The 23,648-nt window shown below is 68.5% G+C and carries 17 protein-coding genes and 3 tRNA genes; 8 read left to right on the top strand and 12 right to left on the bottom strand.

The annotated features are described in order from the left end of the window. Positions 1-58: 58 nt before the first annotated feature. From JJ685_RS27575 to JJ685_RS27565, 3 genes are all read right to left on the bottom strand, one after another. A complete protein-coding gene (locus JJ685_RS27575) occupies positions 59-2,656 on the bottom strand; it encodes an OmcA/MtrC family decaheme c-type cytochrome (RefSeq protein ID WP_236599346.1) in 2,598 nt (865 codons plus the stop codon). Positions 2,657-2,902: 246 nt separating this feature from the next. Beyond that, on the bottom strand, positions 2,903-3,286 hold the full coding sequence (locus JJ685_RS27570; protein WP_201677591.1) for a ComEA family DNA-binding protein: 384 nt from the start codon (positions 3,284-3,286) through the stop codon (positions 2,903-2,905). A 172-nt stretch (positions 3,287-3,458) separates the two neighbouring features. Continuing rightward, positions 3,459-4,205, bottom strand: a complete 747-nt coding sequence (locus tag JJ685_RS27565) for a hypothetical protein (protein WP_201677590.1) — start codon at positions 4,203-4,205, stop codon at positions 3,459-3,461. Between the two features lie 512 nt (positions 4,206-4,717). Here JJ685_RS27565 and JJ685_RS27560 point away from each other — a divergent pair. From JJ685_RS27560 to JJ685_RS27540, 5 genes are all read left to right on the top strand, one after another. Further along, the gene (locus tag JJ685_RS27560) at positions 4,718-5,188 is read left to right on the top strand and encodes a spore coat protein U domain-containing protein (protein WP_201677589.1); all 471 of its coding nucleotides are present in this window, start codon (positions 4,718-4,720) and stop codon (positions 5,186-5,188) included. Between the two features lie 65 nt (positions 5,189-5,253). Continuing rightward, complete coding sequence (locus JJ685_RS27555) at positions 5,254-5,760, top strand: spore coat protein U domain-containing protein (protein WP_201677588.1); 507 nt, start codon at positions 5,254-5,256, stop codon at positions 5,758-5,760. A 23-nt stretch (positions 5,761-5,783) separates the two neighbouring features. Next, positions 5,784-6,527 carry a fimbrial biogenesis chaperone gene (locus JJ685_RS27550; protein WP_201677587.1) on the top strand — a complete coding sequence of 248 codons (744 nt, stop codon included), beginning with the start codon at positions 5,784-5,786 and terminating at the stop codon, positions 6,525-6,527. A gap of 103 nt (positions 6,528-6,630) precedes the next feature. Then, on the top strand, positions 6,631-8,952 hold the full coding sequence (locus tag JJ685_RS27545) for a fimbria/pilus outer membrane usher protein (protein ID WP_201677586.1): 2,322 nt from the start codon (positions 6,631-6,633) through the stop codon (positions 8,950-8,952). 4 nt (positions 8,953-8,956) lie between these two features. Beyond that, positions 8,957-9,427 carry a Csu type fimbrial protein gene (locus JJ685_RS27540; protein WP_201677585.1) on the top strand — a complete coding sequence of 157 codons (471 nt, stop codon included), beginning with the start codon at positions 8,957-8,959 and terminating at the stop codon, positions 9,425-9,427. A 44-nt stretch (positions 9,428-9,471) separates the two neighbouring features. On the opposite strand, the gene JJ685_RS27535 is transcribed toward JJ685_RS27540, so the two are convergent. From JJ685_RS27535 to JJ685_RS27495, 9 genes are all read right to left on the bottom strand, one after another. Continuing rightward, positions 9,472-9,545 (bottom strand) — tRNA-Cys (locus JJ685_RS27535). A gap of 44 nt (positions 9,546-9,589) precedes the next feature. Then, positions 9,590-9,665: transfer RNA gene (locus JJ685_RS27530), tRNA-Gly, on the bottom strand. Positions 9,666-9,733: 68 nt separating this feature from the next. Further along, complete coding sequence (gene lon / locus JJ685_RS27525; protein WP_201677584.1) at positions 9,734-12,148, bottom strand: endopeptidase La; 2,415 nt, start codon at positions 12,146-12,148, stop codon at positions 9,734-9,736. Between the two features lie 150 nt (positions 12,149-12,298). Beyond that, positions 12,299-13,564, bottom strand: coding sequence for an ATP-dependent Clp protease ATP-binding subunit ClpX (gene clpX, locus JJ685_RS27520; protein ID WP_201677583.1), 1,266 nt, complete (start codon positions 13,562-13,564; stop codon positions 12,299-12,301). Between the two features lie 160 nt (positions 13,565-13,724). Further along, a complete protein-coding gene (gene clpP / locus JJ685_RS27515) occupies positions 13,725-14,333 on the bottom strand; it encodes an ATP-dependent Clp endopeptidase proteolytic subunit ClpP (RefSeq protein ID WP_201677582.1) in 609 nt (202 codons plus the stop codon). A gap of 139 nt (positions 14,334-14,472) precedes the next feature. Further along, positions 14,473-15,801, bottom strand: coding sequence for a trigger factor (tig, locus tag JJ685_RS27510; RefSeq protein ID WP_201677581.1), 1,329 nt, complete (start codon positions 15,799-15,801; stop codon positions 14,473-14,475). 26 nt (positions 15,802-15,827) lie between these two features. Beyond that, positions 15,828-15,914, bottom strand: a tRNA-Leu gene (locus JJ685_RS27505). Between the two features lie 128 nt (positions 15,915-16,042). Further along, entirely contained in the window at positions 16,043-19,222 is a 3,180-nt protein-coding gene (locus JJ685_RS27500) for an efflux RND transporter permease subunit (protein WP_201677580.1), read from the bottom strand. A gap of 7 nt (positions 19,223-19,229) precedes the next feature. Continuing rightward, a complete protein-coding gene (locus JJ685_RS27495; RefSeq protein ID WP_201677579.1) occupies positions 19,230-20,402 on the bottom strand; it encodes an efflux RND transporter periplasmic adaptor subunit in 1,173 nt (390 codons plus the stop codon). A 92-nt stretch (positions 20,403-20,494) separates the two neighbouring features. Here JJ685_RS27495 and hpnC point away from each other — a divergent pair, with 92 nt between their 5' ends. The 3 genes from hpnC to hpnE are packed head-to-tail and all read left to right on the top strand — an operon-like array spanning position 20,495 to position 23,498. Then, positions 20,495-21,361, top strand: coding sequence for a squalene synthase HpnC (hpnC, locus tag JJ685_RS27490; RefSeq protein ID WP_201677578.1), 867 nt, complete (start codon positions 20,495-20,497; stop codon positions 21,359-21,361). A gap of 26 nt (positions 21,362-21,387) precedes the next feature. Continuing rightward, entirely contained in the window at positions 21,388-22,227 is an 840-nt protein-coding gene (gene hpnD, locus JJ685_RS27485) for a presqualene diphosphate synthase HpnD (protein WP_201677577.1), read from the top strand. Further along, entirely contained in the window at positions 22,227-23,498 is a 1,272-nt protein-coding gene (hpnE, locus tag JJ685_RS27480; RefSeq protein WP_201677576.1) for a hydroxysqualene dehydroxylase HpnE, read from the top strand. The genes hpnD and hpnE overlap by 1 nt, the downstream gene beginning before the upstream one ends. Positions 23,499-23,648: the final 150 nt, after the last annotated feature.

Raw genomic sequence — 23,648 nt, 5'->3', positions numbered from 1 at the left:
TCAGAAAGTCGTCCGTCTTCTCCGCTGGCCGTCCCGCAAGACGGCCAGCGGGACCACGCTACTTCGAGTGCACCGCCTTGATGTCGGCGATCCGGCCGGAAGCGTGGCAAATGAGGCATTGCTCGACCTTGAGCAGCGCCGTGGAGCGTGCTTCATAGATCGAACCGCCGTTCGACGTCATGTGCGACTGCGCCAGGGCCGTGTCATGGCAGGCGAAGCAGACGGCCGCGGTGGGTGAATTCACCAGCGTGGTCGGGGCCGCCTGGGTCGCCACGCCCGTTGCGGCGGCGAAGCTGAAGTTGGCGCCGTAGTTCGTGCCGGCGGTGATGTAGGGCGACGCCTGGAACTTCTGCAAATCGGTCGCCGTGGCGGACAGCGGCGTGCCGGTGGCCACCGCCTTGAACAGGCGACCGGCTTCCTGCGACGCCGAGGCGCTGGCGCTGAAGTCATAGGTGCCTGGCAGGTGGCAGGTCTCGCACCTGTTCAGGATGCCCGGGAACTTGATGTCCGCATAGGACTCCCCGACGGCGGTCGCGTGCCAGGTAAAGGGCTTCTCGCGCTTGTCGCTGGCGTGGATCGCATGGATGAACGAAGTCGAATCCGCCGTCCAGCCGCTGCTGGTCCGATTCGGGTTGTGGCACCACGAGCAGGTCGTGCCGTCGTTGCGCTGGCCTCCGTGGAAGGACTCGATCGTGAAGGCGCCGAGTTCCTGGTGGCAGTTGTTGCAGCGCTTGTCTTCGACGATCGCCCGACGTCCCGTGTAGCCGGTGCCGACCGTCTGCAAGTCCGGGGCGATGGCGACCAGGCCACCGAGCAGGTTCGGCTGTCCAGCCGTGATGTCGGTCGCCGTCGCGGGGCTGACCCCGAAGCGTGGGTGACGGTTCGGATCCAGCAGCGAGTTGTCCACCAGGTTGATCTGTGTCAGCGGCATGGTGGTCTTCAGGCCGTAGCTGTATCCGATGCCGCCCGTCAGCATCGTTGCATTGTCGGGAACGACGACGCCCGTGAGGGTGACGGTGTAGTTGCCGTTGGCGTCGGGTCCGACCAGGGTGCCGGCGCCCGTGCCGGTGGCCGTGCCGTTCCAGATGCTTCTCAGGTAACCGTTGATCTGGACGTTGAAGTCCGTCGGTGACGTCACGTTGTCCTGAGGCACGGCGAATGCGAAGGACGCGCTGGGCGAGCCCATGAAGTTGTCCCACATCTCGGTCTTGCCGCTGCCGAACACATTGATCGGCATCGGCACGCCGTCCTTCAGGACCTTGAACACGATCACCGGCTGCTTGGAGGCATTGCGCGAGACGCTGGCGACGACGTAGTCGATCTTGAACGCGCCGGCCGGCAGGTTGTCCGTCTTGGACGCGATCCACGCCGCGTTGGTGTTGTTGTTGCCGCCGGTGACCGCCAGCGAGTTGAGGGGGTTCGGCGGGGTGATCGCCAGGTGGTAGACCTTCTCGATCGACGTCGCGTCGTGGCAGGAGTCGCAACCGCCGTCGTCGGCCTGCACACCGCCGATGTGGCCGGTGGCCGCCGGCGTCGTGCCATTGATCTTGGCCTGGTTGGCGGCGGCGTTGGTCACGCCAGCGCCGGTGGCGAAGTCGATGCCGTCGTGGCAGGCGCCGCAAGCCAGGCGGCTGGGCTTGGTCTTGAAGTTGGTGGCCTGCGGTGCGACCTTGGGGGCGGTGCCGTCGTGGCACTTGTCGCAATTGCGGATGTCCTGCGGGAACTTGGTCTCGTTCAGCAGCAGGCCGGCGAAGTTGTAGCCCTGCTTGACCAGCAGCTCGCCCTTGTGGATGCGGTGGATCAGGACCGGGAAGTCGCCCATCGTGACGCCGTCCGCAACGTAGGTGGTGCCGGTGAAGACGTTGTTCACCGAAGTCGAGCGTGGCCGCCCGTACTTGCGCTGGTCGCTGTGGCAGGTCACGCAGTAGCGCGGGTCGAAGCGGGTGCCGGCGTGGAAGCCCTCGCTCTCGGTATTCGGAAGGCCACCGAGCTTGCCGTGGCATTCGTTGCAGCTCAGCTTGTCGACGATCAGGCGCTGGTTCGGGTTCGTCACAGGAACCGCCGCGCCGGTCGCGGGAATGAAGTCGAAGATGGCGTTGTTCGGCTTCGACATCGGCACGCCGGGAACCGTCTGCACCTCGGTGGGTGTATTGGTGCCGGTGCCCGGGGCGTTGCCGGAGATCTGCAGCGCGACCCGGTGAATGGCGTTCGGATCGAAGGTCAGGTCACCCAGGTCGGCCTTGACGTTGAGGCCGGTGAGCGTCATGGCGTCGACCTGCGCCTTCACTTGCTTGATGTCGCGGAAGAAGGTGTACTGGTACGTCCCATTTCCATTGTCGACCAGCGTGCCGTTGCTGTCGGTGCTCGGGCGCTGGGCCGTCGCGGCGGCCGTCGTGGTCGGCACGGTCGTCACGATGTAGCTGACCCACCTGCTCGGGCCGTTCGCGATGGGGTTGGGGACCAGCTTCGCCATGCTGAAGGCGAGGTTCTGGTAGCGCGCAACGGTCGCCGTCGCCGACTTGGTGGCCAGCCCCAGGCCAGCGATCGGGACGCCGAACTGGTCGACGACCTTGAAGTTGACGACCGGCGGACTGGCAATGGTCACGCTGGTGATCGTCGCATTGAATTCCGTGGCGGCGAATTGCTCCGGGGTCATCTGGGTCACGTTCGTCACGCTCGAAGGACCCGCGGGGCCCGCGGGACCCGCGGGGCCCGGGGGACCGGCAGGGCCGGGTGCGCCGTCGTCACCCGAGCATCCGTACAGCAACGATGCTGCGACTGCGGCGATGGCTGCACACCGCGACAGCCTCTTCAAACCATCGATCACGTGGTGCACGGTACCCTCCTCGGTGGATGCCACCCGTTGCTGGCCAGGCAAGCAGCTCTCTTCCGGAGAGCGGTGTCACTTGCTGGCCGACTTGCCGAACTTCGCGTCTTTCTGCCTTGCCACGACGAGTTCGCGCAGGGCCTGGTACTGCATGGGCGAGATGATGTTGCGGGTCTGCAGGTGGGCCTTGGAGAGGTAGGGCCGACCCGCGATCACCCTGTCTGCTTCGGCATCGCCGATGCCGGGCAGCTTCTTGAGCTCAGCCTTGCTGGCGCTGTTGATGTCCACCGGTTCGACGGGGGACGGGGCCGCCGCATCCTTTTTCGCGACCACTTTCCCGGCAGGGGCTGCACCGACCTGGGCCGCCTTGGGCGGCGGCGCATCCGCGGCCTCGGCCAGGGCGGCGGCCAGCCCCAGGACCAGTCCGACGAGAACGCATGCGGCACGGTGATGCTTCATTGCGCAGTTCCCAGATCCCCTTGATCTTGCGGCGCGGTCCGCATTCGGCCCGGCGCGGGTGGCTGAGCCAGAATCCGTGAAAGTAGCGGAGACCCGGATGAGGGGACTATTGGACCTTGGTCCCACCCGGTGCGAACGCACCCGGGCGCCGGGCGCTATTGAAGGCCGTCCGTCACCCGGCCGTTACGATCGCGATCAGCTTGCGCAGCGTGTCGATCTGGGACTCGATGGCCCCTTTCAAGGTATGGACCTCGCCCACCTTGCCGTTGCCGTTGCTCGTGTTCGCGGCCACCAGCGTCGCGTCAGGCCGGGAGAAGCGGGTCGCGTTCCACGGCCTGACGCTCGTCGGGTCGCTGACGCCCTGGTCGCTGATGTCGAACTTCAGTGGCATGGACTCGCAGGTCACCACGTACGCGAGCCTGCCGTGAGGCAAGGAATCGAGTTCCTCCTGGGCCTGCCGCAAGGTGTCCTTGAACTGCGCGAGCACCCTGGCCCTGACGTCCAGGGCGTCGCCGCCGACCGACGCATCCTGGCCTGGCAGCGGGGCCACCTGAAGCGGCTCGCGCTCGCCGAACACCACCTCCCAGTCGCTTGCACACGGCTTGTACGCGCCATAGGCGAAGTCGCGAGGGTTGGCCGCCCAGTTGAAGCCGCCGTCGATCGCGATGCGCCCGACGCGGGGGCACTGCAGGAGGGCGGCCAGTTCCCTGAGTTGGGCGGCCTTGCCGGTCCACTCCCAAGGGTCGGCGTCGCCACGGATGACGTTGTCGCCGAGGTCGTAGACCTTGATCCAGGCGCCGCGCGAGATCAGGCAACCCCGCCCGTGGTCGCGGGTGGCCTGGACCTTGGCGTCGAGCCGGGCAACGGTGATGGCGGAATTGAGGCGGGTGACGCTGGTGAAGTATTGATTGGCGTGCACGGACGGGATCGCATCTGGCAGGCTGCGGGCAGCGGCAGCCGGTGGGGAGGCACCCGCACCGGCTCGCGCCGGCGGGAGCTGGCTGCAGTTTCATGCGGGCCGTCAGGCTGAACGCCCCCTGAGAAGGGGGGGCCTGACCGGGACACGAGAACCAAGCTCCGCGGATCTGTTGTGGATTTCACGCTATCGGCACTCATCGGCCAACAAGAGGCGTTCCAGGCAGCGGTTGTGGGCATTGAATCCTCGCCAGCCGCATCCGAGCTGTCGGCTTTTCGCAGCCCAGAGTCCGGCGAATCCCGCCTGTCGCAAGGAGCAGCCCGCCGATCCCCGATACGGCGCGGATCTGCCGCCTTCTCGTGACAAACGACACGAATATCGCCTCCAAGTTCCAGTCGAGTTCTTTGGGCTGGCTGACAGACAAAATTTAACAATCGGCTTCCCCCCCTACATTCCCTTTCACCGAGGTTTAGGCATTTCGCCTAACCGTTTGGAAGACCGTTGAGGAGTCAGAGATGAAGAGCCCGAAGATTGCCCGTATCGCCGCGGTGGCCCTGGCTGCCGCCTTCGCTTCCGCTGCATTTGCCGCCGACACGCAGAACCTTGTGGTCACCGCCAACGTGCAAAGCACCTGCAAGCTGACCGCCGTGCCTGCCATGACGTTCACGCTGGATCCGACGGTCGGCACCGACCAGACCCAGACATCTGCCGTGCAGTACAAGTGCACCAAGAACACCGCGCCGTCGACCTTCACGGTGGGGGGCGCCAGCGCAGCCGCCGGCTATAGCAACACGCTGAGCGGCGGCGCCCTGGGCTCGATCCCCTTCACCCTCGCCTGGACGGCACCCAGCAGCGCGGGCAACGGCCTGGGCTCCAGCGCAGCCGCCATCACCGTGACCCTGACCGGCACGATCGTGGGCACGGATTACGTGAACATGGCCGCCGGCGCCTACACGCAGAGCGTGCCCGTGGTCATCGCCCCCTGATCGGGGACCAGGCAAGTCCAGGCACCGCCCGCACCGGCGGTGCTACCCGTACCGCCGCCGTCCCTATGGAGCCACTCGAGCGCCGCGGCGCCAGCCGCGCGTCATGGATCGCTGCTGCCGTTCTGCTTTCGGCGTTCGGCACCTGCCACGCTGCGGGAACTGGCCAGCTCGTCGTCTCGGCGACGGTGCTGTCCAAGGGCAGCTGCCACTTCCGCAGCACGCCCGCCACGCTCGCCTTCGGGACGATCAATCCCGCGTCGACGGTGGCCGCGACCGCGGCAACGTCCGTGGTGGTGCGCTGCAGCGGCTCCGGAAACTCCAGCACGGTCACGTATTCGCTCGCGGCCGGCAACGGCCTGTACTCGCCCGGTGCCGGGCTGCGGCGCATGCGGCACGCGACGGTCACCACGGCGTACATGGCCTACACCCTGAGCCTGTCGCCCGCCGGCGCGACGATCCCGAAGGGCCAGGACTTCACCATCGGGGTGAGCGGTACTGTCGCCCCCACCGATTTCCAGGACGCCGCCTCCGGCGCCTATTCGGACCGGGTCGTGCTTGACCTGAATCCGTGATCTTCGCCAGGATGCGCCACCGTATGAAGTCCACGTCCCGCCGCAACGCCGTCGCGAAATGCCTTGCCGTAGCCGCCCTGGGGAGCGCATGGCTCCCGGCCAACGCGGGCGAGTTCTCGGTGTCGCCGATCCGCGTCGAGCTCAAGGCCGGCACCCTGAGCGAGACCATCACCGTGACCAACCACGCGAAGGACAAGCTGCGCGCGGGTGTGCGCCTGATGGAATGGACGCAGGATGCCGAGGGCAAGGACGTCTACAAGGACAGCAGCGACCTGGTGTACTTCCCGCGCCAGATGGAGGTGGAAGGGGAAGGCAAGCGGCTGGTGCGCGTGGGCATCAAGACGCCCGCCGGCGCCGTGGAACGGGCTTACCGCCTGTTCATCGAGGAGCAGCCGGAAGCGGCGGAGTCTGCGCGCCCGCAGGTGGCCTTCTATTTCCGCTTCGGCGTCCCGGTGTTCCTGCCGCCTGCCGTGCCCAGGCTCCAGCCCGAGGTGGCGGATCCCACGCTCAAGGGCGGCAAGCTGTCCATCCAGGTCCGCAACCCCGGCAACCAGCACTTCCGGCTGGTGAAGATCGCCATCAGCGATGGTGCCGGCTACCAGCAGGAGCTGGTCGGGTGGTACTCCCTGGCCGGCACGGAACGCACGTACACCGCGGACATCCCGCGCGAGGTGTGCCGCAAGGCGTCCGCATTCGCCGTGGCACTGGAAGGCGAGGAGTTTCGCCTGGACCGCAAAGTGAATGTCGATCCTGCGAGTTGCTCGTGACGATCGCCACCCCCGCGGCGGCCTGACGGCGCCCGACCGCCGTTTCCGCGTGCGAGGACGCCCGCGTGCAGTCCTCTCCCGATCGCTTCTTGCGGCGTGCTGCGTGGCCCTCCTGGGCGCGCCGCCGGCCACGCATGCGCAGGCTCCTGCAGCCACGCAGGCCCAGGCCGACGAGCTGATCCTCACCGTGCGCGTCAACGGGGTCGCCCGCGGCGAACTCATGCTGCTGCGGCAGCCGCAGGGCGAATTCTGGGTCCGGGCCGAGGACCTGCCGCAGCTGAAGCTCGAGCCGGTGCCCGACGCGCGGCGGACCGTGGGTGCCGTGCCCTACTACTCGTTGCAGGGCCTCGGTGCGGAAAGCGTGGAGTTCGACGAAGCGCAGCTGGCGCTCGCCGTGCGCTTCCCCTCCCGCCGCCTGGAAGGCACGGTCATCGACCTCGGCACGCGCCCGCCCCCCGTGGAGGTCACGCAGCCGCGCACCAGCCTCATCCTGAGCTACCGGCTCGCCGCCAGCAACGCGGGCCAGGGGCAGCCGACGCAGGTGACCTTCGACACGGACGCCAACCTGCGGCTGGGGGGCCTGCTCCTGCGGCAGGCCTCGCGCATCGCGGCAGGCACGGACTTCAACGGCTACACGCGCGGCACGACGCAGGCGATCTGGGACAACCTCAAGGCCGGCCAGCGCTACACCGCGGGCGACGTCCTCTCCTCTGCCGGCCAGTACGGCACCGCCATCACGGGCGCCGGCCTGATGCTCACGAAGCTGTACGACATGACGCCCGACGTCATCCGGCAGCCGACGGCCACACTGAGAGCATCCACGCCGGTGCCGGCCGAAGTGCAGGTGAGCGTCGACGGCAGCACCATCTACCGCGGCAGCGTGGGGCCGGGCCCGGTCACGCTGGACAACCTGCTGCTCTATGGCGGCATGCGCAACGTGCAGGTGACGGTCACCGATGCCTCCGGCCGCCGCGAGGTCTTCAGCGAGCCCTACCTGTTCACGGACTTCGTGCTCGCGCAGGGGCTTCACGAATACAACTACTTCGTCGGCCGCCGCTCGGAGCTGGGCGCCGACAACGCCTGGCACTACCGGGAGATGGCCTGGCAGGGGTTCCATCGCTACGGCGTCACCGATTCCGTGACCGTGGGCGCGGGGGGCGAAGGCAACGGCGACTTCAGCACGCTGGGGGGCGGGCTCACCCTGCGCAGCGACATGCTGGGAATCGTCTCTCTCGACCTGCTGGCCAATCGCGACCACGAGACGCACAGCACCGCCGGCGGCTGGTCCGCGCGCTACAGCTACCTCACGCCCCGGTGGTCCTTCCAGGCGGGGCGGCGGGAGTTCGGCACCGGCTTCCGCACCTTCCTCACCTCGGACACCAGCCCCTTCGTGCAGCGCGAGACCCGGGTCGGCGTCTCGACGCAGCTGTGGCAGGCTACGCTGTCCGCCGACTGGGTGCGCACGGAGGACGCGCTGGGGGCGCGCGACACCGGCATCACGCGCCTTTCCTACAACCTGAACAACCGCACGATGCTGACCGGGCAGCTTCAGAACACGCGAGACAGCGAAGGGCGGCACGACTGGGCCGCCTTCGTCTTCCTGCGCTTCGATCTCGACGCGCGCCGCTGGATCGGCGCCACCGCGCGGTCGACGAGCAGCGTGCGCGCCATCGACCTCGAGGCCGGCCAGATGCTGCCGCAGGGCGAAGGCGTGGGCTACCGCGTGGGCCTGAGCGAGGAACGCAACGCCGGCAGCAATGGCGGCTCGGCTTTCGCCACCGCGAAGTGGAACCTGCGGCCGCTGTCGCTGGAGTTCCTCGGCACGCGCGGCGGCGGCTCGCAGTTCGCCGAGGTCGCCGCCAGCGGCGCGGTGGTGGCCGTGGATGGTGCCTGGGGACTGACGCGGCAGGTGAACGACAGCTTCGCGCTGGCGCGCCTGGGCGTGCCGCAGGGCGGCGTGGAGGTGCTGCTGAACAACCAGGTGCAGGGCAGGACCGACGATCGCGGCATGCTGTTCATTCCGGACCTGGGCGCGTTCGGGCGGCAGGACGTCTCGATCAACGACAAGCAGGTCGGCATGCAGTACGAGCTGGCGCAGCGGCGCAAGACCGTGACGCCGGCCTTTCGCAGCGGCACCGTGGTGGATTTCGGCGGCCGCAAGCTGAGTGCCGTCGCCGGCATCGCATCGCTGGTGAGCGCAGGGCGGCGCACGCCGATCGTCGGGCGAGCCTTCACGCTTGCGGGGCCTGACGCCACCCTGAAGGTGGAGACCGGCAACGGGGGCGACTTCTACCTGGAGAACGCGCCACCCGGCACCTACCGGGGCAGGCTGGAGGCGGACGGACGGGCCTGGTCCTGCCGCCTCGCCATCCCGGAGTTCACCGAGGCGGTGCTGGAACTGCAGGAAGGGATCGTCTGTGAATAGGACCTTGACGGCGGGCCTGACCCTGCTGCTCGCGGCCGCGGCAGCCCACGCGGACACGACGTGCCGCCTCACCGCCGGCGCGTCGCTCGCCTTCGGCGTGTACGACCCGGTCAGCGCCGTGGCCAACGATTCGCTCGCCAGGGTGTCCGCCGTCTGCTCGCGCAACGGCGGGCCGCGCGACGTGACCATCACCCTGCAGGTGGGCCAGGGCACCAACGGGACGGGCGTGAACGCACGCCGCATGGCCAACGGCAGCGTCGGCGGCGAGTACCTGAATTACGGCCTCTTCCGCGACACCGGCCGTTCCGCCGTCTGGGGATTCAGCGCAGGCATCGATACGATGTCCCAGAGCTTGTCGATCGACAACAACGGCAGCGCCACGGCCACCTTCACGATCTACGGACGCATCCCCGCGCTGCAGGACGTGGCGATCGGCAGCTACAGCGATGCCGTGACGATCACGGTGACGCCCTGAGCCTCGGCCCGGCAGCGGCAGGTCTGGTGGGAGTGCGGGGGATGTGGAGGCGCGTCCCGGAGTCGAACCGAGCTAAACGGATTTGCAATCCGCTGCATAACCGCTTTGCTAACGCGCCGGCATCAGATGAAGAAGGGGCGCTACGCGCCCCTCTTCGAGATCTGGAGCGGGAAACGAGTCTCGAACTCGCGACCTCAACCTTGGCAAGGTTGCGCTCTACCAACTGAGCTATTCCCGCGTCGAAGCCGAAATTATAGCGGAGATTTCGAGGCCTCCCGCCGCACTCCGGCCCGGTTCAGGCGCTTGTCAGTGTTTGACGGCCACCGGCGTCGTGCTCTCCGCCACGGGCGCGGCGGCCTGCACTTCTTCCTCGGTCAGCGGCGTGGGCTGGCGCTCGAGCGCGATCTCCAGCACCTTGTCGATCCACTTCACCGGCACGATCTCGAGATCGTTCTTCACGTTCTCGGGGATCTCCTGCAGGTCCTTGGCGTTCTCCTCCGGGATCAGCACCGTCTTGATGCCGCCGCGCAGCGCCGCGAGCAGCTTCTCCTTCAGGCCGCCGATCGCGGTGACTTCGCCGCGCAGCGTGATCTCGCCCGTCATGGCGACGTCCGCCCGGACCGGGATGCCGGAGAGGGCCGACACCAGCGCAGTCGTCATCGCGGCGCCGGCGGACGGGCCGTCCTTCGGCGTGGCGCCATCGGGCACGTGGATGTGGATGTCCTTCTTCTCGAACACTTCGTCCTTGATGCCCAGGGCGCGCGAGCGGCTGCGCACCACCGTGCGCGCGGCCTCGACCGATTCCTTCATCACGTCGCCCAGCGAGCCGGTGCGCAGGATGTTGCCCTTGCCGGGCATCAGCGCCGCCTCGATCGTCAGCAGGTCGCCGCCGACTTCGGTCCACGCGAGGCCGACCACCTGGCCGACCTGGTTCTGCTGCTCCGCGCGCCCGTAGGTGAACTTGCGCACGCCCAGGAAGTCGTTGAGGTTCTCCGCCGCGACGATGACCTTCGGCGTCATCTTCTTCAGCTGCAGGCCCTTCACCACCTTGCGGCAGATCTTGGACAGCTCGCGCTCCAGCGAACGTACGCCGGCTTCGCGGGTGTAGTAGCGCACGATGTCGCGCACCGCGTCTTCCCTGACCTCCAGCTCCTCGAGCTTCACGCCGTTGTTCTTCATCTGCTTGGGCAGCAGGTAGCGCATCGCGATGTTGGTCTTCTCGTCCTCGGTGTAGCCCGAGAGGCGGATCACCTCCATCCGGTCCAGCAGCGCCGGCGGGATGTTCATCGAGTTCGAGGTCGCCACGAACATCACGTCGCTCAGGTCGAAGTCGACCTCGACGTAGTGGTCGCTGAAGGTGTGGTTCTGCTCGGGGTCGAGCACTTCCAGCAGGGCCGAGGCCGGATCGCCGCGGAAGTCCTGTCCCAGCTTGTCGATCTCGTCCAGCAGGAACAGCGGGTTGCGCGTGCCGACCTTCGACAGCGACTGCAGCACCTTGCCCGGCATCGCGCCGATGTAGGTGCGGCGGTGGCCGCGGATCTCGGCCTCGTCGCGCATGCCGCCCAGGGCCTGGCGCACGTACTTGCGGCCGGTCGCCTTGGCGATCGACTGTCCCAGCGAGGTCTTGCCCACGCCCGGGGGGCCGACCAGGCACAGGATCGGCGCCTTGACCTTGTCGACGCGCTGCTGCACCGCGAGATATTCGAGGATGCGGTCCTTGACCTTTTCGAGGCCCCAGTGGTCCTCGTTCAGGACGTCCTCCGCATACTGCAGGTCGTGCTTGATCTTGGTCCGCTTGGCCCACGGCAGGGCGGTGAGGACGTCGATGTAGTTGCGCACCACCGTCGCCTCGGCCGACATCGGCGACATCAGCTTCAGCTTCTTCAGCTCGCCGTCCGCCTTCTTCTTGGCGTCCTTCGGCATCTTGGCGGCCTTGATCTTCTTCTCGATCTCCTCGATGTCGGCGCCTTCCTCGCCTTCGCCGAGTTCCTTCTGGATCGCCTTGACCTGTTCGTTCAGGTAGAAGTCGCGCTGGTTCTTCTCCATCTGCCGCTTCACGCGGCCGCGGATGCGCTTGTCGACGTTGAGGATCTCGACCTCGCGCTCGATCTGCTCGAACAGGTTCTCGAGGCGTTCCTTGACGTCGGCCAGGTCGAGCACGACCTGCTTGTTGTCCAGCTTGAGCGGCAGGTGGGCCGCGATCGTGTCGGCCAGGCGGCCCGGGTCGTCGATCGAGGCGATGGACGTCAGGATCTCCGGCGGGATCTTCTTGTTCAGCTTGACGTACTGGTCGAACTGCTGCAGCACCGCACGGCGCAGGGCCTCGATCTCCGCGGACTTGGCATCGGCCTCGCCGGACTCCACCGGGATCACCGTGGCGGTGAAGTGCTGGTTGCCGTCGATGATCCGGGCGACGCGGGCGCGCTGCTGGCCCTCCACCAGCACCTTCACGGTGCCGTCCGGCAGCTTCAGCATCTGCAGGATGGTGGAGACGCAGCCGACCTCGAACATGTCGGCGACCGAAGGCTCGTCCTTGGCGGCGGCCTTCTGGGCGACCAGCATGATCCGGCGCTCGGCCTCCATGGCCGCTTCCAGGGCCTTGATGCTCTTGGGACGGCCGACGAAGAGGGGGATGACCATGTGGGGGAACACCACCACGTCCCGCAGGGGCAGGAGGGGCAGGTCCATCGGGTCAGAAGGCAAAGGGGTATGTCCGGACATGGCGATCCTCGTAGTGACCAGCCATAGATGGCTGGCATGGGGACATTTTCAACCCGGCTGCGCCGACATTGGCGCCGCAAGGTCGGATCGTAAGGAAAAACCAGAGCGACGGGGGCGTGTTTTCGTTGCGAAAGCGCCCCAGCCGCGTCATCAGGCCTTCTTGGCCGCTTCGCGGTAAACGAGCAGCGGCGGCTTGTTTTCCTCGATGGTGTTCTCGTCGACCACCACCTTCTCCACGTTGCTGATGTTCGGCAGCTCGAACATCGTGTCGATGAGCGACTGCTCCAGGATGGAGCGCAGGCCGCGGGCGCCGGTCTTGCGCGCCAGCGCCTTGCGGGCGATCGCCTTCAGGGCGCTCGCGCGCACCTCGAGCTCCACGCCCTCCATGGACAGCAGCTTGGCGTACTGCTTGACCATCGCGTTCTTGGGCTCGGTGAGGATCTGCACCAGGGCGTCCTCGGACAGTTCCGCCAGCGTGGCGACCACCGGCAGGCGGCCGACCAGTTCCGGGATCAGGCCGAACTTGATCAGGTCCTCGGGCTCGACCTCGCGGAACATGTCCGACAGGCTGCGTTCCTTCTTGCTCTTCACCGTGGCGCTGAAGCCCATGCCGGAGGATTCGGTGCGCTGCTCGATCACCTTCTCCAGGCCGGCGAAGGCGCCGCCGCAGATGAACAGGATGTTGGTCGTGTCGATCTGCAGGAAGTCCTGGTTCGGGTGCTTGCGCCCGCCCTGCGGCGGCACGCTGGCCATGGTGCCTTCGATCAGCTTCAGCAGGGCCTGCTGCACGCCCTCGCCCGAGACGTCGCGGGTGATCGAGGGGTTGTCGGACTTGCGCGAGATCTTGTCGATCTCGTCGATGTACACGATGCCGCGCTGCGCCCGCTCCACCTCGTAGTTGCAGTTCTGCAGCAGCTTCTGGATGATGTTCTCGACGTCCTCGCCGACGTAGCCGGCCTCGGTCAGCGTGGTGGCGTCGGCCATCACGAAGGGGACGTCCAGCATGCGCGCCAGCGTCTGCGCCAGCAGCGTCTTGCCGGAGCCGGTAGGGCCGATCAGGAGGATGTTGCTCTTCGTGAGCTCGACGTCGTCCTTCTTGGCCTTGTCCTTGTGGCGCAGGCGCTTGTAGTGGTTGTACACCGCCACCGAGAGGGTGCGCTTGGCGGCCTCCTGTCCGATGACGTAGTTGTCCAGGTTGGCCTTGATCTCGGCGGGCGTCGGCAGGTCGCCGCGCGCCTCGCGCTGCTCGTCACCCGCGGGCAGTTCGTCGCGGATGATCTCGTTGCACAGGTCGATGCACTCGTCGCAGATGAACACCGACGGTCCCGCGATGAGTTTCTTGACCTCGTGCTGGCTCTTCCCGCAGAACGAGCAGTAAAGCGTTTTCTCGCTGGAGGAGCCTTTTCGGTCGGCCATGGGCGTAACTCTGTGACGGTTGACGAGATGATAACGATAAAGGACCGAGGGGCCAGGGATCAGGGGCCAGGGGCCAGGGGTGTTGTAAGACCGGAGCTTCCCCGGTCTTTCCCTAATCCCTGGCCCCTGGCCCCTGCAAGGCGACCAGCGGCGCCGAAGCTTACGGCCGCTTGGCGATGACCTGGTCCACCAGGCCGTAGTTCTTGGCTTCGTCGGCTTCCAGGAAATAGTCCCGGTCGGTGTCGCGTTCGATCTTCTCCAGCGGCTGGCCGGTGCGCTCGGCCAGGATCTTGTTCAGGGTGGCCTTGGTCTTCAGGATGTCGCGGGCGTGGATCTCGATGTCCGTCGCCTGGCCCTGCATGCCGCCCAGGGGCTGGTGGATCATGATCTTGGAGTTGGGCAGCGCGAAACGCTTGCCCTTCTCGCCGGCGGCCAGCAGGAAGGCGCCCATGGACGCCGCCATGCCGGTGCACAGGGTGGACACCGCCGGCTTGATGAAGTTCATGGTGTCGTAGATCGCCATGCCGGCGCTGACGCTGCCGCCCGGGGAGTTGATGTAAAGCGAAATGTCCTTGTCGGGGTTCTCGCTTTCCAGGAACAGCAGCTGGGCGACCACGAGGTTGGCGGTCTGGTCGTTGACCGGGCCCACCAGGAACACCACGCGCTCGCGCAGCAGGCGCGAATAGATGTCGTACGACCGCTCGCCGCGGCCGGACTGCTCGATGACCATGGGGATCAGGCCCAGGCCCTGGGTGTCAAGTGCGCTCATGGGGGAATTTGGCTCCGTTGTGCTGGCTGTACTTTAGCCTGAAAGGAGTTGGGGCCTGGACGGCCTGTTGCAAGACCGTCCAGGCCCCCCGAGGCGACGTTCCCGCGCGGGCGCGGGAACGCAGGGTTTTTCGCGCCGATCAGGCCTGCGGCGCCGGCGTCTGCTGGCCCATCAGCTCGTCGAAGTCCATCTTCTTCTCGTTGACCTTGGCCTTCGCCAGGACGAAGTCGGTGACATTGTTCTCGATCACGATCGCCTCGACCTCGGCCAGGCGGCGATTGTCGCCGTAGTACCAGCGCACCACGTCGGCCGGGCGCTCGTAGCTGGCCGCCAGGTCCTCGATGTGCTGCTTGATCTGGTCCGGCTTGGCTTCCAGGCCGTTGGCGCGCACCAGTTCGGCGACCACCAGGCCCAGGCGCACGCGGCGCTCGGCCTGCGGGCGCACGATGTCCTCGGGGATCGGCAACTTGTCGGCGTCCTTCAGGCCGCGCTGCTTCAGCTCGTTGCGCTGCATCTCGATCAGGCGGTCGATCTCGTTCTTGACGATCGAGTTCGGCAGGTCGAGCTCGGACTTCGCGACCAGCGCGTCCATGGCGGCCTGCTTGTTGCGGGCCAGCAGGCGGAACTTGACCTCGCGCTCGAGGTTGCGGCGGATGTCGTCGCGCAGGGCCTCCACGGTGCCCTCGCCGATGCCCAGCGACTTGGCGAAGGCTTCGTTGACCTCCGGCAGGTTGGAGGACTCGATCTTCTTCACGGTGACCATGAAGTCGGCCGTCTTGCCGGCCACGTCCTTGCCGTGGTAGTCGGCGGGGAAGGCGAGCGGGAAGGTCTTGCTCTCGCCGGCCTTCATGCCGCGCACGGCTTCGTCGAACTCCTTGAGCATCTGGCCTTCGCCGATCATGAACTGGAAGTCCTCGGCCTTGCCGCCCTCGAAGGGCTCGCCGTCGATCTTGCCTTCGAAGTCCACGGCGATGCGGTCGCCGACTTCGGCGCCGGCGTCCTGCGGGCGCTGGGCGAAGGTGCGGCGCTGCTTGCGCAGGATGTCCAGCGTGCGGTCGATGGCGGGCTCGCTCACGTCGCTGCTGATGCGCTCGATCTCGGCCTCGGCCAGGTCGCCGATCTTGACGTCCGGGTAGACCTCGAACACGGCGTCGAAGGCCAGTTCGCCGTCGGGCGCGCCTTCCTTCTCGGTGATCTTCGGCTGGCCGGCCACGCGCAGCTTGGCTTCGTTGGCGGCGGCGGCGAAGGCTTCGCCGACCTTGTCGTTCATCACCTCGTAGTGCACCGAGTAGCCGTAGCGCTGCGCCACGACGGACAGCGGCACCTTGCCGGGCCGGAAGCCGTCCATCTTCACGGTGCGCGCCAGCTTCTTGAGGCGCTGGTCCACTTCGGACTGGATCGCGTTGACGGGCAGCGTCAGCGTCATCTTGCGTTCCAGCTTTTCCAGGGTTTCTACGGTCACGGCCATGATCAGTCTCGGTTGGGAATATCGCGTGGTGCGCGGGGTCGGACTCGAACCGACACGCCATCGCTGGCGTCAGGACCTAAACCTGGTGCGTCTACCAATTTCGCCACCCGCGCAGGTCACTGAAAGGGAAAGCGGACGGCCAGGAGACACCCGACCGCCCGCTCGAATCCGGTCAACCGGCGATTTTAGCTGACCTCGTCATCCCCGCGAAGGCGGGGATCCAGATAACGCGCGCCGCACGTCAGGCGGCCTGGAAGCCCTGGATTCGCGTCTCCGCGGGAGTGCCGGTCGGGGCGGAATCTTCACGCCGCACCCGGAACCACGCCGCGTACATCGCCGGCAGCGCCAGCAGGGTCAGCACGGTCGCCACCACCAGTCCGCCCATGATGGCCACGGCCATCGGCCCCCAGAACACCGACCGCGACAGCGGGATCATGGCCAGCACGGCGGCCGCGGCCGTCAGCACGATCGGGCGCAGGCGGCGCACGGCGGCTTCGACGATGGCGTCCCAGGCGGGCACGCCCCGGCGGCGGTCCTGCTCGATCTGGTCGATCAGGATCACCGAGTTGCGCTGGATCATCCCCATCAGGGCGATCACCCCCAGCAGGGCGACGAAGCCGAAGGGCCGGTCCAGCAGCAGGAGCGCGCCGGCCACGCCGGCAATCCCGAGCGGTCCGGTCAGGAACACCAGCAGCGCGCGGCTGAAGCTCTGCAACTGGATCATCAGCAGGGTGAAGGTGAGGAACAGCATCACCGGCACGCCCACCGCGATGGAGGACGAGCCCTTGCCGCTCTCCTCCACGGTGCCCGCCACCTGGATGCGGTAGCCCTGCGGCCAGCCGGCCTCCAGCTTGCGCAGCTTCGGCAGCAGCGCATTGGTGACGGTGGCGCCCTGCAGGCCTTCGACGAGGTCGGACTGCACGGTGATCGCGTAGCTGCGGCCTTCGCGCCACATGACGCCCGGCTCCCAGGCGAACACCGGTCGGGCGATCTGCGTCAGCGGGATCGACTTGCCCGAGGCGGTGGGCAGGTAGGCGTTGGCGATGTCGCTGATCGCGTTGCGCTCGTCCAGCGGCTGGCGCAGCACGATGTCGATCAGCTTGTCGCCCTCGCGGTACTGGCCGACCGGCGTGCCGCTCAGGATGGTCCGGCTCGCCTGGGCGATCGACTGGCTGGTCACGCCCAGGGCGCGCGCCTTCGCCTGGTCGACCTCCAGCCGCATCGTCTTGACCGACTCGTTCCAGTTGTCGTTCACGCCGCGGGTGTACGGGCTCTCCCGCAGCACCGCCTTGACCTGGTCGGCGCGTTCGCGCAGGCCCGCCGGGTCGGGCCCGACGATGCGGAACTGCACCGGATAGGCGACCGGCGGGCCGTTGGGCAGCAGCTTCACGCGGCCGCGGACTTCCGGGAACTCCTGCGCCAGCAGCGCCGGCATCCGCAGCCGCAGCGACTCGCGCGTGGCCAGGTCGCGCGGCCGCACGATCAGCTGCGCCACGTTGCTTTGCGGAAACACCTGGTCCAGCGGCAGGTAGAAGCGCGGCACGCCGGAGCCCACCCAGGTGGTCACGTCCACCACCTCGGACATAGACAGCAGGCGCTGCTCGAAGCGCTTCGTGACTTCCTCGGTGGCCGCGAACGAGCTGCCTTCGGCCGACCACAGCTCCACCACGATCTCCGGCCGGCTCGAATCGGGGAAGAACTGCTGCTGCACCTTGCCCATGCCCGCCACCCCCAGCGCGAAGGTGAGCAGCGTCGCGCCTATCGTGATCCACCGATGCTGCACGCACCAGTCGACCGTGGCACGGAAGCGTCGGTAGAAGGGCGTGTCGAAGTGCTCGTGGTGCTCGGAGGAGACCGGCCTCGCCTTCAGCAGCAGGGTGCCGAGGTAGGGCACGAAGAAGACCGACACCAGCCAGCTCAGGACCAGCGCGATCACCGTCACGGCGAAGATCGCGAAGGTGTACTCGCCCACCGTGGAGCGGGCCATGCCGATCGGCAGGAAGCCGGCGGCGGTGATCAGCGTGCCCGTGAGCATCGGCATCGCCGTGACCTCGTAGGCGAAGGTGGCGGCGCGGACCTTGTCGTAGCCCTCCTCCATCTTCCGCACCATCATCTCCACGGCGATGATCGCGTCGTCCACCAGCAGGCCGAGGGCGATGATCAGCGAGCCGAGCGAGATCTTGTGCAGGCCGATGCCCCAGTAGTGCATCGCGAGGAAGGTCACCGCCAGCACCAGCGGGATCGTGATCGCCACCACCAGGCCCGGGCGCATGTCCACGTACCAGCGCTTCCACAGGGGCAGCGCGGCGCCGGGGCGGCGGTGCATGCCCAGTGCGAGGAAGCTCACGCCCAGCACGATCACCACGGCCTCGACCAGGGTGCGGACGAACTCGTTGACCGAGGTGGACACGGCCTTCGGCTGGTCCTGCACCTGCACCAGGCGGATCCCCGCGGGCAGCTGGTCGTCGATGCGGCCGACCGCGGACTTCAGCGACTGCCCGAGCCGGATGATGTCGCCGCCCCGGCCCATCGACACGCCCAGCGCGATCACCTCCTTGCCGCCGTGGCGCACCTTCACCTGGGGCGGATCGACGTAGCCGCGCCGCACGTCGGCGATGTCGGCCAGCCTCAGCTGGTTGCCCGAGGCGCCGCGGATCGGCATCGCGCCGAGCTGCTCCACCGCCTCGAACTGGCCGCCGACCCGCACCTGCACCACGTCCTGCGGCGTCTGCACGGCGCCCGCCGCTTCCACCGCGTTCTGCTGCCCGAGCTGCGCCAGCACCTGGTTGAAGTCCAGTCCCAGCTGCGCCAGTCGCTTCTGCGAGATCTCGAGGTAGATCTTCTCGTCCTGCACCCCGAACAGTTCGACCTTGGAGACGTCCGGCACGCGCAGCAGCTGCTGCCGCACGTCGTCGGCGAAGGTCTTCAGCTCCGCGTAGCTGTAGCCGCTGTCGGCCTCCAGCGCGTAGATCACGCCGAAGACGTCGCCGAATTCGTCGTTGAAGAAGGGCCCGACCACGCCGGCGGGCAGCGTGCCGCGCATGTCGCCGATCTTCTTGCGCACCGTGTACCAGACCTGCGGGACTTCGGCGGGCGGCGACGAGTCCTTGATCTGCAGGATCACCAGGGCCTCGCCGGGCTTGGAGTAGCTGCGGATGATGTCGGCGTACGGCACCTCCTGCAGGGTGCGTTCGAGCTTGTCGGTGACCTGTTCGGCCACCTGCTGCGCGGTGGCGCCGGGCCAGAACACGCGCATCACCATGGCGCGGAAGGTGAAGGGCGGGTCTTCGTCCTGCCCGAGCTGGAAGTAGGCCGCCACGCCCAGCACCATCAGCACGATCATCAGGTAGCGCGTCAGCGCCGGATGCTCCAGCGCCCAGCGCGAGAGGTTGAAGCGCTCCCGGGTCGGTGTCTCGCCCATCGCGGCCTCAGCGGGTGGCGGTGGTCAGCGTGGGGGCCGGCGGCGGCAGGGCCGGGCCCGGGATCGCCATTGGCGGCGCGGCGGAAGTCTTGTCCTGCCACACCGTGACCTTCTGGCCCGGCGCCAGCACGTGCACGCCGGCAGAGACGACCTGCATGCCGGGCGCGAGGCCGGCTGCGATCACCGCCTCGTTGCCGTCGGCGCTGGCGACCTCCACCGGCTGGACCTGCACGGTCATGGTCTGCCGGTCCAGCACCCAGACGGCGCTGCCCTGCCCCACCTGGCGCAGCGCGCTGGTGGGGATGCGGATCGCCGTCGCGCCGGCCGGCCCGGTGGCCTGCGGCAGCACGGCGGCCGTGGCGCCCAGCGGCGGCTGGCTGCTGCCCGCCAGCGACACCTTGACGGAGTAGGTGCGCGTCACCGGGTCGGCGCTGGCCGCCACTTCGCGGACGCGCCCGGCCAGGGTCTCGCTGCCGGCCCACACCTTCACCGCCACCTCGGTGCCGGGGCGCACGACGCCCAGCTTGTCCTCCGGCACGGCGAACTGCACGTCGCGCGGTCCGTCGACCGCGATGCGCACGACTGGCGTGCCGGCGACGACCACCTGGCCCGGTTCCGCCTCCACCGCGGTGATCACGCCCGAGACGTCGGCGACGAGGTTGGTGTAGCGGGCCTGGTTGCCCTGGGCGGCCAGCTGCGCCTGGGCCTGATCGAGCTGGGCCTGCGCCGCCTTCAGCGTGCTTTCGCGCCGCTCCAGCTCGGCGCCGCTGATGAAGTTCTCGTCGCGCAGGGCGACGTAGCGCTTGAAGTCGGCCGCGGCCAAGTCGCGGTTGGTACGGGCGGCCGCGACCTGCGCGCGTGCCGCCTCCGTGGCCAGCCGGTAGTCCTGCGGATCGAGCTGCGCGAGCACGGCGCCCGCCTTCACCTGCTGGCCGACCTCGGCCTGCCGCTGGATGATCTTGCCGCCCACGCGGAAGCCGAGCCGCGACTCGGTGCGCGGCCGCACCTCGCCCGCGAATTCCTGCTGCAGGGTCAGGCCGGCGGCGGCCACGGTGAACACCTTCACCGCGCGCACGGGTTCGGGCTGCGCCTCGGTCCGGGCGCAGCCGGCCAGGACGGCGATCGCCAGCAGGATGGCGCTCCAGAGCGGTGCCTGGCGAGGAATCTGGATGGGATGCATGGGAGAGTCCGTGAGAAAAGTCGCGGAAAACACCGTGTTAATGACTGACCGGTTAGTAATCTAGAAAAAAGCCTCAGCCGCGTCAAGCGACAATGCGCCGCGTGAGCTCCGTCCCCGACGATCGGCTGCGCCCGGTCGAGCACTACGAAAACTTCCCCGTCGCCTCCTGGCTCTGCCCGCCGCGGCTGCGCCGGCCGGTGGCCGCCATCTACTGGTTCGCCCGCACGGCGGACGACCTCGCCGACGAGGGGGAGGCTCCGGCCGAACGCCGGCTGGCCGACCTGCAGGCCTACCGCAACGACCTCCAGGCCTGCTACGCCGGCGGGCCGCTGTCGGACCGCTGGCCGGCCGTCTTCCCCGCCCTGCGGCGCGCCATCGTGGACTTCGGCCTCCCGCGCGAGCTGCTGGCCCGGCTGCTCGACGCCTTCGAGCAGGACGTGCGCAAGACCGCCGCCGGCGCGGGCTATGCCGACCGCGCGGAGCTGCTCGCCTACTGCAGCCGCTCGGCCGACCCGGTGGGCCGGCTGCTGCTGCACCTCTATGGCGTGGGGGAACCGGCGGCGCTTGCGCAGAGCGACGCGATCTGCAGCGCGCTGCAGTTGATCAACTTCTGGCAGGACCTCAGCGTGGACCTGCCGCGCGGCCGCTACTACCTCCCGGGGGAGGACTGCCGCGCCCTCGGCATCGACCCGGCGGCGCCGCAGGAGTGGCCCACGCACCCCCGGGGCCCCGCGCTGGTCGAGCGCCTGTGCGCCTGGGCGCGCGAGCTGATGCTGTCGGGCGCGCCGCTGGTGCATCGCGTCCCCGGTCGTGCCGGATGGGAGCTGCGCCTGGTCGTCCAGGGCGGCCTGCGCGTGCTGCGCCACATCGAGCGCACGGGCTTCCGCAGCCTGGGCCAGCGGCCGCGGCTTGGACCGCTCGACGGCCCCCCCATCCTGTGGCAGGCCGCGCGGATGTGAGAATCACGGCCCACTCCCACAGCCTCATGACGCCGGAACAGTACGTCCAGCAGAAGGCTGCCGCCTCGGGCAGCAGCTTCTATTACGCCTTCCTCTTCCTGCCGCCGCCGCGCCGCGCGGCGATCACGGCCTTCTATGCCTTCTGCCGCGAGGTCGACGACGTCGTCGACGAAGTGAGCGACCCGGGCGTCGCCCGCACCAAGCTCGCCTGGTGGCACGCCGAGGTCGCCAAGTCCTTCGCCGGCGACCCATCGCACCCGGTGATGCAGGCGCTGATGCCCTGCGTGCCCGATTTCGGGCTGGAGCAGTCGCAGCTGCAGGCCGTGATCCGCGGCTGCGAGATGGACCTGGAGCAGACCCGCTACCTCGACTTCCCCAACCTGCAGCGCTACTGCCACCTGGTGGCCGGCGTGGTGGGCGAGGTGGCCGCCCGCATCTTCGGCCAGTCGCGCCCCGAGACCACGGAGTACGCGCACAAGCTCGGCCTGGCCTTCCAGCTCACGAACATCATCCGCGACGTGGGCGAGGACGCCCTGCGCGGGCGCATCTACCTGCCGGTCAACGAACTGCAGCAGTTCGACGTGAAGGCGCACGAGATCCTGCAGCGCAAGCACTCGGACCGCTTCGTCGCCCTGATGCGCTTCCAGGCGCAGCGCGCCCACGCCCTGTACGAGGAGGCCCTGGCGCTGCTGCCGGCGCAGGACCGGCGCGCGCAGAAGCCCGGGCTGATGATGGCCAGCATCTACCGCACGCTCCTGCGCGAGATCGAGCACGAGGACTTCCGCGTGCTGAACCAGCGCATCAGCCTCACCCCCCTGCGCAAGCTGTGGCTGGCGTGGAAGGTGCAGGCCCTGGGACGGCTGTAGTGCGGCTCGCGGTCCTCGGCGCCGGCTGGGCGGGACTCGCCGCGGCCGTCGCGGCCACGCGGCAAGGCCACGCCGTGACGGTGTTCGAGGCAGCTCGCACGCTCGGCGGCCGGGCGCGCGCGCTGCAAGTGACGCTGCCCGATGGCGGCACGGCCCTCCTGGACAACGGCCAGCACATCCTGGTCGGTGCCTACGTGGCGACGCTGGGCCTCATGGAGCAGGTCGGCGTCGTTCCGCAGGAGGTGCTGCTGCGCCTGCCCCTGGTGCTGCGCCATCCCGACGGCGACGGCCTCGCCCTGCCGGACTGGCCCGCGCCCTGGGACGCGGCGGCGGGCATCCTGCGCGCGCGCGGCTGGACCTGGGCGGACAAGTTCTCGCTGCTGCGGGCCTCGCGCGCCTGGCAGCGCGCGCGCTTCCGGTGCGCGCCTTCCGTGACGGTGGCGCAACTCACCGCGGGCCTCACGCCGCGGGTGCGGCAGGACCTGATCGAGCCGCTGTGCGTGTCGGCGCTCAACACGCTGCCCGAACACTCCAGCGCCGAGGTGTTCCTGCGCGTCATGGGCGATGCGCTGTTCGGCCGCGGGCATGGCGGCTGGGGCGGCTCCAACCTGCTGATCCCGCGGCAGGACCTGGGTCGCGTCCTGCCCGATCGCGCGCAGGCCTGGCTGCAGGCGCAGGGGGCCGAGGTGCGCATCGGCGCGCGCGCCGGCAGCGTGCGCCAGCGCGAGCGCGAGTGGGAAGTCGACGGCGAATGCTTCGACGCCGTGGTGCTGGCCTGTCCGCCGACCGAGGCGGCGCGCCTCGTCGCCGGCAGCGGCGTGCAGGCGCCGGGCTGGCTCGCCGCCACGCAGGCCCTCGGCTACGAGGCGATCGCCACGGTGTACGTCACGGGCGGCCCGCGCCTGCCGCTGCCCCTGCTGGCCTTGCGCAGCGGCCCCGGCGCCCCCGCGCAGTTCGTGTTCGACCGCGCCCAGCTCGGAGGACCGGCCGGCCTGCTGGCCTTCGTCGTCAGCGCGAGCCCCACCGACAAGGAGTCCCTCGAAGCCGCGGTGCTGGCGCAATCGGCGGCGCTCGGCTGGCCGGTGCAGGCCCTGAAAACGGTGGTGGAGAAACGCGCGACCTTCGCCTGCACGCCAGGCCTGCAACGGCCCCCGCCGGCGATCGCCCCCGGCCTGTGGGCCTGCGGCGACTACGTGGAAGGCCCCTACCCCGCGACGCTGGAAGGGGCAGTGCGCTCGGGGCTGGCGGTCGCGGCGGCGTTGGCGCACTGAAGGCCTGCGCGCTGGATGAGCCGGTAAACCCGACAGCCGAACGCAGAGGAACGCAAAAGACGCAGAAGAATCTTCAAAAGGTATTCTTCTGCGTCCTCTGCGAGCCTTTGCGTCCTCTGCGTTCGGCTGTCTGGTTTTAGCGACCTATCG

The organism is Ramlibacter monticola (assembly GCF_016722785.1).
Classification (GTDB): domain Bacteria; phylum Pseudomonadota; class Gammaproteobacteria; order Burkholderiales; family Burkholderiaceae_C; genus Ramlibacter; species Ramlibacter monticola.
This window is presented reverse-complemented; position numbering and strand designations above follow the sequence as displayed.